At 47.2% G+C, this 4,682-nt stretch carries 2 protein-coding genes and 1 pseudogene; 1 reads left to right on the forward strand and 2 read right to left on the reverse strand.

The window, feature by feature from the left end:
• Positions 1-797: pseudogene (locus ACRCZA_RS06285) on the reverse strand (dipeptidyl carboxypeptidase II); the annotation flags it as partial.
• 199 nt (positions 798-996) lie between these two features.
• Positions 997-3,108, reverse strand: a complete 2,112-nt coding sequence (locus ACRCZA_RS06290) for a multiheme c-type cytochrome (protein ID WP_438673607.1) — start codon at positions 3,106-3,108, stop codon at positions 997-999.
• 877 nt (positions 3,109-3,985) lie between these two features.
• On the opposite strand from ACRCZA_RS06290, the gene ACRCZA_RS06295 reads away from it, so the two are divergent.
• Positions 3,986-4,682: penicillin acylase family protein (locus tag ACRCZA_RS06295; protein ID WP_438673606.1), on the forward strand; the 697-nt coding region annotated here is incomplete at its 3' end.

The following is a 4,682-nucleotide window of genomic DNA, read 5'->3' on the forward strand; positions in this document are numbered from 1 at the left end:
GAGGCCAATACCGGCTGACGAGTCGTATTGGTGATATTGATAAGATATTTGCCTTCATGACCGGCCGCTTTGGCGTCATTGGCGGCGGAGGTAATTTCACTCTCCGTTAACCCAGCCAGTTCACTTTTTGAATCGACTACGATGGCGATTTCTTTGGTTAACCGCAGTAAACGCTGGGAAAATTCGTTAGTGAGCTTGGATTGCTCTTCATTTAATGCGCGAATTTTGAGCTTTTGTTCATCGGTTAATTTAGCGCCAGCCAAAATAAAGCGTTGGTGATAAACCTCTACTAAGCGCTGCTGTTCAGGGGTTAACCCTAAATTAGCACGGTTATTATAAATGGCATCAATACGGGCAAATAGCGCAGGATTTAAATTGATATTATCCGAATGCTGCGCCATCTTAGGGGCCATTTCTCCTTGAATTTTAAGCAGTTCAGGATTGCTATTCGAGCCGACGAGGTTGTAAAATACGCTTGATGCGCGGGTTAAGAGCGCGCCACTTTTTTCCATTGCCACAATGGTATTGTCAAAGGTAGGGGCGGCAGGGTTATTCGCAATCGCCAGAATTTCTTGGTAGTTTTCGGCAATACCTTGCTCTAGCGCAGGCTTAAAGTGCTCATCTTTTATCTGGCTAAAATCGGGCGCTTGATATTGTAATGTGCTGGGCGCTAACAGGGGATTGCTGATTTGAGTGGTCACGGCATTCGGGGCGCTGGTGTTATGGCTGCAGCCTGTCACTGCCAATCCGCCTGCAAGGGTGGCGGTGATTGCGATGGCAAGAAAATGTTTATGCATTAAATGACTTCCTAATAATTGTTGTTTTTATGACAGTAGCGTTAATCGCTTAAATCTAACTGAGTCAAAGACTGTATCAAACTTAAGATGATATGTTAATGAAAAAAGGAGCTTAACTTGGTTAAGCTCCTTTGAGGTTTCCTTGCAGGGAAAGTGTTATCCCAAGATTACCTGCGGATTAATCAATCTCACTGATTAACTAACGAGTAAACTTGTGATGTTTTTCAATACCTGATGACTTACCTTCAGCATGACATACAGCACAGGCCTCTGCGGTCGGTTGTTTAAACCAGTCAGCCACACTGGGTATGCTGATTTCACCGCCGTTACTTCCCATGTGTGCTTGGGCTGCGGCGCTGGTATGGCAGGCGAAACAGTTTGCACTGATGGGGCTGGTCATTTTACTGCCAGGTTCAAGAATGTATTGGTTGGGTACTTTGTCTAAATCAACAACGGTTTCGTGACAAGCCACACAGCTGGTAGAGCCTGCAATTGCACTTGCGCCGTTAGCGGTTTTTGCTTGGGTGCCATCAGCAGCAATTTCACCGACGTTAGCACCGTTACCCCAGTGCCAGCTGTGTACCATAGGGCCAAATCCAGCGCCTAACGCAGCTGATGTCCGCGCCATACCATTGTCGTGACAAGCGACGCAAGATCTGCCGCCCTCGTCAAATGCGCCATTTTTGTGGAAGGCAGTGGCATCGTTGTGGCAGGTGGTACAGCTGTTATCGCTCACCACCACACGACGTTCAAAGGCCGAGACTTTTTCGCCAGAGGTAGGGTTGACCACATCCGAGTAGGCAGTAAACGACACTCCCATTGAACCATCATAACCGTCGGCCCTTAGTTTACCGTTGCTTTGGTAACGCTTGTTACCATCGTATTCCATCCACCCTGCGGTACTAAATGTCACTCGTGCTGAGTAGGCGTAATGAGCATTCACGGCACTGGTGTCAGTGTCTGAGTGGCAAATGTTTTTGGTACCATCAGCGTTGTAACCATAGAAATAGTTAGTGCGGTTGCCTGGGCGACCGACGACGCTATCATTTTCATAGGCATGCAAATAAGCGCCTGCATAGACTATGGGTTTCTTCGCATCAAAAACGTCGGAATAGTTAAAGTTGTCTTTGATACTGAAGATATTACCTTCGGTATCAGTCACTTTTAGTGTGGTACACCAGCCAGCTTCTGCAGGGACGGTGGCAGGTTTTGGTCTATTCGTGCCGCTGCTACTCCAATCTTCCGCAATGTGATCTGCTTTCGTTGAAATATCGGTGACTTTAACCGGTGTGGATAATTCCAGCTTGTATTTAGCACGAATGGCTTGGCGTTCAGTGAGCCCACTTTTACTTTCATGTGGAATACGCAGATCCGCGCCCGCATTTGGCGTGATGACACCTGGTACGCCGCCAGTGTTGTGGCAGTCAAAACAACCGGGACCTGCAATATTAATATTTTTAGGGGCTTCAACGTGACAGGTAGAGCAGTTCATCACACTGAAGTCTTTGGTGAAGTCCTGGTGATTAATGTGACCAATTTTAGAGAGAGTATTGGTTGCATAACCGCCAACTGAAAATCCTTCAGCGTTTTTCGCTGCGCGGCTTACGGAGCCGTGGCAGACTAAGCAACCTTCAACAAAGGTGATTTCGCCGTCCACCCCTTTAGCCACATATTCGTGGTGTTGGCGTGGACTGGTTGAATAATCAACGTGACAGGCGTAACAAGCTTCTGTGGCGGTGCTAAATTGGCCTTCAGGTTTATTGACAACAACCCGGGCAGCAGCCACTGGGCTAGGAGCGTTTCGTTGTGGGCCGACACTGAGTAAGACGATGCCTTCCGTTGCGGGAGTGACGCCTTTCATGGGGGCTTCAAACTGGTAATGGCCATCGTCAATTTGCGTGAGCACCGCTCCAGTGGTTGCTTGCGTGACTGAACCACCGATATGGACATTGTCTGCAACACCATTAATGTCGGCTTCGGTACGATTGTTAATAAAGCCTTTTTCAGTTAAGGCTGCCACTTTGCCTTCAACCTGATTAAGGTTATTGATGGGACTTCCATTTTCATCAGTAATTTCAAATTCATAACTGATTTTACCTTCACCCAAGGTGTAATTGATAACCTTGAGATTGGTAATGGTCGATTTGGTGACCGGTGTGGGCTTCCATGAGTCACCAGGGGTGCCTGGAGTGCCGGGGGTACCTGGCGCGCCATCGGCGCCATCTTTACCATCACTACCACAGCCAACGAGACCGCCCGTTAAGGCGAGTGCGACGACATAGGCCAGTTTTCTAGAGGTGAAAATTCTCATCATAATCTCCAATCGATCCAATCAGCGACAATAAAGCACGGATTGCAGCATTAACGATTGCAGGGAAGGGCACTGCTAGCTTCATTCGCTCGCTATTGAATACTTTTATGTTTGTATTTGAGAGCAACTTGTCTCAATGAGGATTCTAATGGGACTATCGTGGTTTTTTTTTGAGCTCTGCCGCATTTGCAACCATTATTGCGGATGCTTGTCACATATTTAACAATAGTTTGCATCAAATTATTTACACCGCGTTCACGATGTGGCTTGAGCGCATCTACTCTGATCCTCAGTGAATCTTTATCTTCGCATTGATACTGTCGTTGGTGTGAGTGGGTGAGTCATGCACGTTTTGGTTGTGTGTATCACTCGAATCCCATGTGTTTGTGGTGGATGCTGCCAATGTTGCATGCTTGGCAGTATCCGCGAAAAGCAATTATTAGTGGCTCTCGCGATTTGTCATGGTAAGTGCGGACTGCGTATCTCGATAGTTTGGATGCGGTGTTCCGGGTAAGCAGCGTCAATGCACGAGTTGGCGCATTAACGTTGACGGTTTTTTAAATCACCGATCATTTTGATCGCGTTTTGTTGTGAACTGATTATTTATTTGCTTTTTTAACGTAGACGCTCGTTTGAATCATTGCTTAAATGGTCTGAGGTGTCTCGTCTCTGGGTTGTCTATTCTGCCATTTTCATTGCTTTTGCTCAGTAAAAAGAGCTCTGTAAAAATAGCTCAGTAATATGCGATTGCATGGGGAGTAAATAGCCACCACCGAGCATCAGGAAACGACATACGATTATTGCTCCTTCAGTAAGTTAACTGATTTACGCAGTAAAGCGATGTCATTGAAGGAACCAAAATTAAGAGATAATAATAATGAAATTCAACAAACTCATGATCGCGATGGGGATGGCCTGCGGCGTTATGCTCACAGGCTGTAACGATAGCGAAGATAGCACTCCACCTACTGAACCTGAAACCCAGCTGCAAACTTTTGCGCCCAATGGTTTGCTCAAAGCCAATATCCGCCGAACTACCTACGGTGTACCGCATATTCAAGCCGATAACCTAGAAAGCTTAGGTTTTGGTAGCGGCTATGCGCAGGCGCAGGACAATCTCTGTGTACTCGCCGATGGCTTTATTAAAGCCAATTCCCAGCGCTCAATGTACTTTGGTCCCCATGCGTCGATTGATTTCACCACGGGCCAACCCACAGCTGAGGATAATGGCAACTTAATCTCGGACTTTGCCTATAAAGCCTTAAAGATCCGTCAGCAAGCTGAAGCCAAATGGCCACAGTTTAGCGAACGTTCTCGCGCATTAATCCAAGGCTTTACCGCGGGTTATAACCAATATCTCGCCGATGTGGAAGCGGGTAAGCAAACCGCAGAACCTTTCTGTGGCGGCCAACCTTGGGTGAAGCCCATTGTGCCAGAAGATGTGGTCACTTATCTGTTTTCCATCGCCCTATTACCCGGTGCGGCTAACTTCCTCGATTTAATTTTCTATGCAAACCCTGGGGATGGCCAAGAATATATGCCGCGTATCGTGGGACCTGCGCCGAGCCAAGAGC

The sequence above is a fragment of the Shewanella sp. genome, from assembly GCF_051658185.1.
Taxonomy (GTDB): Bacteria; Pseudomonadota; Gammaproteobacteria; order Enterobacterales; family Shewanellaceae; genus Shewanella.

Bases quoted from the DNA above. Each gene is read 5' to 3' on its own strand.
- ACRCZA_RS06290 (WP_438673607.1), bottom strand. From the start codon at position 3,108: ATGAGAATTTTCACCTCTAGAAAACTGGCCTATGTCGTCGCACTCGCC.